Raw genomic sequence first — 7430 nt, 5'->3', positions numbered from 1 at the left:
TCGCGCGCCTGGCCGGGGTGTCCGTGCCGACGGTCTCGCGCGTCATCAACGGCCGCTCCGACGTCTCCCCGCAGACCCGCGAACGCGTCGAGGAACTGCTCACCCGCCACGGCTACCGCCGCCGCCCACCGAGCATGCGGGCCAGCTCCGGGCTGGTGGACCTCGTCTTCAACGACCTCGACAGCCCGTGGGCCGTCGAGATCATCCGCGGCGTCGAGGACGTCGCGCACGCCGCGGGTATCGGCACCGTGGTGTCGGCGATCCACCGGCGCACCTCCGCGGCCAAGCAGTGGCTCGACAACATGCGCACGCGTTCGACCGAGGGCGTCATCTTCGTGACGTCCACCTTGGAGCCCCCGCTGCAGGCCGAACTGCGCCGCCTCAACATCCCGGTCGTCATCGTCGACGCCGCGGGCGTGCCGCCGCAGGAGGCGCCCACCATCGGCGCGACCAACTGGGCCGGCGCGCTGCGGGCCACCGAATACCTGATCGGCCTCGGCCACCGCCGCATCGGCTTCATCGCCGGCCCGCCGCAGCTGATGTGCAGCCGCGCCCGCGTCGACGGCTATCGCGCCGCGCTGGAGTCGGCCGGCATCGCGATCGACGACAAGCTCGTCTACCCGGGAAACTTCTACCACGAGGCGGGCTTCTCCGGTGGCAGCCAGCTGCTGCGGCTGCCCGATCCGCCGACCGCCATCTTCGCCTCCAGCGACCAGATGGCCCTGGGCGTCTACGAGGCCATCCGCCGGCGCGGGCTGCGGGTGGCCGACGACGTCAGCGTCGTCGGCTTCGACGACCTGCCCGAGGTCCGCTGGTCCTCCCCGCCCCTGACCACCGTCCGGCAGCCGCTGGCCGAGATGGGCCTGCTGGCCGCGCGCACCGTGCTGCGCCTGGCCCAGGGCGAGAAGATCGAGAGCCCGCGCGTGGAACTGGCCACCGAGCTGGTCGTCCGCGACAGCGCCGCGCCGCCGCGCGGCTGACCGACGTCGTGTGGTGCGGCGTGCCGTCCGGAGCCGCCGCACCACACGTCCCGCCGCCTTGCGAACCCCGCCCGACGTCCGCCCTCCGGCGGTCGCGCGGGTGCGGACGGCCCGCTCCCGGCAGCCGTTCGGTGACAAAATCGTGACCCGTAACAAGTATCGGTAGTCGTATGAAACTTTCATGACTACGCTGTGCGCAGGCTGCCGGAACCCTGACCGGCGGCCGCTTGCGGCGGTACACCGCTGCCGTCGCGCCGGTCCCGAGGAGCTGTCTGTGGCTGAGAACGATACGCGCAAGGTCACCATCGCCGCGATCGCCGATCTGGCCGGGGTCTCGGTGCCCACGGTCTCGCGTGTGCTCAACGGCCGCTCCGATGTGGCCTCGCAGACCCGCGAGCGCGTCGAGGAACTGCTCACCCGGCACGGCTACCGGCGCCGCCCGTCGGCCGCGCGCACCAGCTCCGGCCTGCTGGACCTGGTCTTCCCCGACCTCGACAGCCCCTGGGCCGTGGAGATCATCCGCGGGGTCGAGGACGTCGCGCACGCCGCGGGTATCGGCACCGTGGTGTCGGCCATCCACCGCCGCAACGCCTCGGCCAAGCAGTGGCTGGACAGCCTGCGCACCCGGGCCACCGAGGGTGTCATCTTCGTGACCTCGATGGTGGAGCCGCCGCTGCAGGCCGAGCTGCGCCGGCTCAACATCCCCGTCGTGCTCGTCGACGCCGACGGCATCCCGCAGCAGGACGCGCCGACCATCGGTGCGACCAACTGGGCCGGCGGCCTGGCCGCCACCGAGTACCTGATCCGGCTGGGCCACCGGCGCATCGGATTCATCACCGGCCTGCCCCAGTTGATGTGCAGCCGGGCCCGGATGGACGGCTACCGCGCCGCGATGGAGTCGGCCGGGCTGCCGATCGACGACGACCTCATCTGCCAGGGCGACTTCTACCACGAGTCCGGCTTCTCCGGCGGCACCCGGCTGCTACGGCTGCCCGACCCGCCGACGGCGATCTTCGCCTCCTGCGACCAGATGGCGCTGGGCGTGTACGAGGCGGTCCGGCAGCAGGGCCTGCGGGTCGGCGACGACATCAGCGTGGTCGGCTTCGACGACCTGCCCGAAGTGCGCTGGTCGTCCCCGCCGATGACCACCGTCCGCCAGCCGCTCGCCGAGATGGGCATGGTCGCCGCCCGCACCGTGCTGCGGCTGGCCCGCGGCGAGCACGTGGAGAGCCCGCGGGTGGAGCTGGCCACCGAACTCGTCGTCCGGGACAGCGCGGCGCCGCCCCGCGTTCGATAGGTATACACCGATAGTTTCCGGAAGTTCTTGACTCCTTCTCGGCTCGGCGCCCAGGATGGTGATCGTATCCATCGATGTGTGCCCGGCGTTCGAAGGGATCCCTCCCATGCGGAGCCACCTGCTCGGCAAGGCTCGCATACCGGTGCGGAGAGGCACTTCGGCGGCGTGCGGGCGCACCGCTGCGCCAACCGAGAAGGAGCACATGACGAATCACCGCGTCCGTCTCCCCCCGGGCAGTGCTTTCGCCCGCACCACCTCGTGATCGACCGCTGACGGGTACAGCCCGCTCCGGGCCGTACGCCGCGGGTGGGCCGCCGAACGCCCGGACGGCGGCCCGCCCGGCCTGTTCCGCTGAGCCGGATCCCCGGCCACCAGTGGGGTGGGGCCGGGAACGGGGGCGCGTGACCGAGCCCAGGTCACGCGTTCCCCGCCGCCGGGCCGCGGCGGCGGCCCCGATCAGGCCGCCGCCGCGGCCGGGCGCACCACCTCGTAGGACACGTGCGTGACCAGGTCCGTGTGGCGTACGCCGACCTGGACCAGGTCCGTACGGTCGACGCCGTCGAACAGCCGCTCGCCGCGGCCCAGCAGCACCGGCGCGACATGCAGCCGCAGCTCGTCGATCAGCCCGGCGGCCAGGAACTGGTTCACCGTCGCCGCCCCGCCCGCGATCGCCACGTTCCGCTCGCCCGCGGCGGCGCGGGCCCGGCCGAGGGCCTCGGTGACGCCACCGGTCACGAAGTGGAACACGGTGCCGCCCTTCATCTCCAAGGACTGCCGCTCGTGGTGGGTGAGCACGAACACCGGCGCGTGGTACGGCGGCTCCTCGCCCCACCAGCCCGTCCAGTCCAGGTCCCAGGCGCCGCGGCCGGGGCTGAACATGTTGCGGCCCATGATGAACGCACCCGCCTCGATCAGGGCCGCCAGCTCGGCGGCGTTGTTCTCGGGCTCGTCGAACATCCAGCGGTGCAGGCTCTCCCCGACACCGTCGCCGAACGGCGCGTCGGCGCGCTGGTTCGGACCCGCCGTGAAGCCGTCCACCGACATCGCCATGTCGCAGGTGACCTTGCTCATCGTGTGCTCCTGTCCGGTCGCGGGGCGGGCGCCCCGGCTGACCATAGGTCGGAGCCGTGCGGCGTTTCTCTACATCCAGGTGCGGAGAATTCTCAGCGGGGGACGGTGTGCTGCTCGTCGCGGACGGGCGCGGGCGGCGGCGCGGCGGGATGTTCGGCGAAGCACACGGGTTCGTCGAGCACGCCGTCGTCGAGCAGGCCGACGAACGCGTCCAGGACCGCCGGCTCGAAGCGGGTGCCCCGCCCGCGGACCAGCTCGTCCCGGCTGGGTTTCCGCGAGGCCCCCGACAGGTGCGGTTCCGCCGCGCACAGTTCGGCCCAGGCATCGCACACGGCGATGATCCGCGCCTCGACCGGAATGTCTGTCCCGGCCAGGCCGTACGGGTAACCCGTGCCGTCGTGGCGCTCGTGGTGGGCCGCGACCAGCGGCGCCAGGTCCGGCCGGGCCGCCAGCTCGACGAGCAGGCGGGCACCCTGCGTGGGATGGCCCGGGTCGAAGGGCCGGCCCGTGCCGCCCGGCCGGTCCGGCTGCCGCGTGGCCAGGCAGGTGATCCGGCCGATGTCGTGCACCCGCGCGGCGGCCGCGGTGCGGCGCTGGGCGGCCTCGTCCAGCCCCAGCCGCGCCGCGGTGCGAAACGCCCAGCGCGACACGGCCGCGGCGCACTCCCGGTCACCCAGCGCCCGGTCGATCCGGTCGGCCATCCAGACCAGCGCCGGGGGCAGGTCGGTGACCGGGTCCGCCGCGGTCGGCGCGGGCTGCCCGGAGCCGACGACCCGGTCGCGGCCGAGCGCCTTGGCACGGTAGACCGCCTGGTCCGCCTCGTTGATGAGCGCGTCGGTGTCCACCCGCCCGCGCTCACCGGGATCGTCCGTGGCCACCCCGAGCGAGGCGGTGAGCAGGATCGGTTCGGCCATCCCGGCCACGGTCACCGGGGTGCCGCGCAGCGTCTGCCGTAGCCGCTCGGCCAGCTCGTACGCGGCCGGAGCGGGGGTGCCGGGCAGCAGGCAGACGAACTCCTCGCCGCCGTACCGGCACAGCAGGTCGCTGCCGCGCACCTCCCGACGCAGCCGCTGGGCGACGTCGGCGAGCACGGCGTCGCCGACCGAGTGGCCGTAGGTGTCGTTGATGTCCTTGAAGTGGTCCAGGTCGAGCAGGACCAGGCTGAGCGGCAGGCGGCGGCGGACCGCGCGTTCGGCCTCGACGTCGACCATCTCCTTGAAGAAGCGGCGGTTGTACAGGCCGGTGAGCTGGTCGGTGATCGCGGCGGTGCGCAGCCCCTGGGTGAGCCGGGCCCGGTCGCGGGTGGCGACGACCTGACGCACCAGCAGGCCCAGCAGCAACAGCATGGTGACCGCGAGCGTGACCAGGCTGAGCCGGCCGACCAGGACGAGGTCGGCCACGGCGAGCCCGCCGACCGCCAGCACGGCCACCACGGCGGGCAGGAACGCCAGGTCCGGGTCGAGGGTCCGCGGCTGGTCGGACTCCGCCCGGCGGCCCGCGACGACGGCCGCGACGCACAGCAGCACGGCCTCGATCTGCCAGCCGAGGTTGACCCAGCTGGAGCTCATGTACCGGTCGATGGCGGTCAGGTAGGCGTACGCCCCGTCGGTCACGGCGGCCAGCCCGAACGCCGTGCCCACGATGACCATGGAGCGGGGCACGTGGCGTGATCCGCTCAGCATCACGGCCACCAGGATGCTGACGATGCTCACCGAGAACACCGGATACAGGAAGGTGACCAGGGCGGGGGCGTTCCAGGTGCTCGGCACGAGCGGACTGATGAGGGTCTGCCAGCCGATCGCCGCGGCGCCGGCGGCCACGAGCAGGGCGTCGAGCATGCCCTGGGTCCGGCCGAGCACGCCCAGGCCCAGGCCGATCACAATGGCAGGCAGCGCCACGGCATAGGACAGCAGGTAGGCCGCGTCGGCGAACGACGGCACGGGCGCGCCGTCGGGGGACACGTAGGAATAGACGGCCCAGGTGGACTCGCCGATGAGCCACAGCGAGTTCGACACGATCAGCAGCCGCCATGCCGTGGCGACCCGCTGGCGGGTGCGGCGGGCGGCGTACACGGCCAGCGCCGTCGCGGCCACGATCGGGACCAGGTAGACGACCTCGCCGACGAAGCGGGACGCGTCCGGCGAGTTCCGGGTGGCCCGCAGCAGGACCGCGTACAGCATCACCCAGGCCGCGCCGGCCAGGACGACGCCCACCACGGCCCGGTCGGGTCCGGCTGATGCCGTCCGGGTCTCGCGTGCACCGTCGTCCGCCGCCGTGACGTGCCTCCCGGTGGTGAAAGAGATTTACTCTCTGTCACAAGTCTGGCACAGCGACCTGGTGGCGGGGCCGGTCGGCGACCTTCCGGCGGACACCGGCCGGGGCCGTCGGGACAGCGCCCCGACGGCCCCGGCCGCCTCGATCAGGGCTGCGCGGTCAGCCGGAACGACTGCGCCCCGGTGCCGTTGCAGGTGTACTGCACCAGCTGGACGCTGTCGGCGGTGGAGGCCGCAGGCACGTCGAGGCACTTGCCGCTGTGCCGGGACACGAAGTGGTAGTACCCGCCGCCCTCGGGCACGGGCAGCCACTGCTGGTTGTTGCCGCCGCCGTAGGTCCACAGGTGGATCAGCGCGTTGTCGGCGGCCGACACCCCGTTGACGTCCAGCACCTGGGCGGGGTTGTTGCGGTTGTTGATCCGCACGTAGCCGCCGCTGGTCGGCTGGAACAGGTACTGCTGGGCGAAGGTGTTGTTGCAGGTGTACTGCTGGATCGCGGTGCCGTTCGCGGTGCCCGAGGAGCGGGCGTCCACGCACTTGTTGCTGGTCTTGTTGACCACGCTGTACCAGGTGGTCGACGAGATCGGGCCGTCGCCGGGCGGCGGCCCGCCCGCGCCGAACGGGCTGAGCACGATCCCGGCCGAGCGCGGGTCGCCGTCGTGCACCAGCGACTCGAACGCGCCGACGTCGTCGAACGCGAACGCGTACGCCTTGCCGTCGGCCATGTTCGAGTGAATGATCTTGGCGTACTGGTTGGTCGGGCTGTTCTGGTAGAACTGCCCCGCGTTCGTGCTGGGCTGGGTGTCGACGGTGCCCAGCGTGCCCCGGTTGAGCGCGGCGCACAGGGTGCGCGCGATCGGCCCGACGACCAGGTCGTTGGGCGCCTGCAGGTTGCCGTCGCAGCCCCACACGTGGGCGCTGGTCGGCTTGTTGAACGAGGCGACCTGCTGGCCCGCGGAGTTGGTGAAGTTCATGACGTTGCCGCTGGTCCGCCCGAAGTAGCGGGTGTTGGGCTGGTCGGTGAACGGCACCACGGTCAGCGTCTTGGCGGCGTAGGCGTTCCACGCCGAGGTGATGTAGCCGTCGAGGTAGGTGGTGCTGAACAGCCCGGCTCCGGCCGCCTTGCCCGGCGCGAGCACCCGCAGCACGGTGCCGTCGGAGGGGCGGGTGTAGACGGTGTTTGCCCAGCCGGACTGGGCCCGGATCTGGTTGATGACGTTGTTGCGGCCGTCGGAGACGACGTCGCCGGTGCGCTTGGTCGCCCCGGACGCGCCGGTCACGGTCACCGCATGCGGCACCGAGAACATGTCGACCTGCGAACTGTTGATCCACAGCCCGGCGTCGTTGTAGGTGAACTCGCTCCAGTCGAACAGGATGTTGTAGTTGGCGTCGCCCGACGCCCAGGGCGCGGGTTGCACCAGGCCGTCGGGGGTGAGGAAGAACTTGAGCTTCTCGCCGAAGGAGAAGTAGGCGCGGCCGGAGAAGCCGCGCGGGAACCGGATGGTGGTGCTGCCGCCGTTGCCGGGGCCGGCGATCGAGACGTCGGGGGCCGGTGACGGCGGGATCTGCCCGCCGCTCCACGGCGTGAAGCCGCCCCCGCTGTTGACGTAGCCGAGTCGGCCGGTGGACAGCTGCACGCCGATGACGTACAGGTAGACCGCGTCGCCGCGGCCGGTGTTGTTGGTGACGGTGACGGGGAGCGGGTCGGGTCCGATCGCCTGGGCGGGCGAGGCGGTCGCGGCGACGGCCAGCGGGACGGCCAGCGCGGTCGCGGCGAGCACGCCGAGGACCTTTCGTCTGGTACGCATG

At 72.4% G+C, this 7430-nt stretch carries 5 protein-coding genes; 2 read left to right on the top strand and 3 right to left on the bottom strand.

Going from position 1 to position 7430, the window contains the following annotated elements:
• Both HAV39_RS27670 and HAV39_RS27665 read left to right on the top strand, forming a co-directional pair.
• The coding region (locus HAV39_RS27670; protein WP_191842113.1) for a LacI family DNA-binding transcriptional regulator at positions 1-980 on the top strand (980 nt) is incomplete at its 5' end.
• A 274-nt stretch (positions 981-1254) separates the two neighbouring features.
• Positions 1255-2277 (top strand): LacI family DNA-binding transcriptional regulator, encoded by a 1023-nt coding sequence (locus HAV39_RS27665; RefSeq protein WP_191842112.1) that lies wholly within the window; start codon positions 1255-1257, stop codon positions 2275-2277.
• A 456-nt stretch (positions 2278-2733) separates the two neighbouring features.
• Here HAV39_RS27665 and HAV39_RS27660 read toward each other — a convergent pair whose 3' ends face one another.
• The 3 genes from HAV39_RS27660 to HAV39_RS27650 form a co-directional block, all read right to left on the bottom strand.
• Positions 2734-3348: a dihydrofolate reductase family protein gene (locus HAV39_RS27660; protein WP_191842111.1), complete on the bottom strand. Its 615-nt coding sequence runs from the start codon at positions 3346-3348 to the stop codon at positions 2734-2736.
• Positions 3349-3440: 92 nt separating this feature from the next.
• Entirely contained in the window at positions 3441-5564 is a 2124-nt protein-coding gene (locus tag HAV39_RS27655; RefSeq protein ID WP_191842110.1) for a bifunctional diguanylate cyclase/phosphohydrolase, read from the bottom strand.
• A 203-nt stretch (positions 5565-5767) separates the two neighbouring features.
• A complete protein-coding gene (locus tag HAV39_RS27650) occupies positions 5768-7429 on the bottom strand; it encodes a beta-1,3-glucanase family protein (protein WP_191842109.1) in 1662 nt (553 codons plus the stop codon).
• Position 7430: the final 1 nt, after the last annotated feature.

Origin of the sequence: Catellatospora chokoriensis, assembly GCF_011297315.1 — a bacterium.
Lineage (GTDB): Bacteria > Actinomycetota > Actinomycetes > Mycobacteriales > Micromonosporaceae > Catellatospora > Catellatospora citrea.
This window is presented reverse-complemented; position numbering and strand designations above follow the sequence as displayed.